The 275-nt window shown below is 32.0% G+C and carries 1 pseudogene; it reads left to right on the top strand.

Features of this window, described 5'->3' with window-relative positions:
- A pseudogene (locus SB775_RS29285) lies at window positions 1–275 on the top strand (AAA domain-containing protein); the annotation flags it as partial.

Genomic DNA, 275 nt, shown 5'->3' with positions numbered 1-275 from the left:
GGATGTTTTTGCTGATTTAGTCGTACAACAGGCGCTAGCTATGTCAAAACTTTCTAATAAAGTGGTTCAAGGCAGTCTGACCTATTGGAAAAATGCTAAATTTGGCGTTTTACCACGATCTATTTCAGATAAAAATATTATTGTGGCAAGTTCAAATAATGGAGCAGTCCAAAATATCGTTAATGAATTACCGAAGAAAAAAGAGATTTCAGAATGTTTTCAAGATCAATTAGAGAAAGCAAATTATTTCAAAGATATCTCTAATTCTCAACTAA

The organism is Peribacillus sp. SIMBA_075, assembly GCF_046534585.1.
Note: the sequence above shows the minus strand (reverse complement) of the source record. Positions and strands in the feature narration are given on the sequence as shown.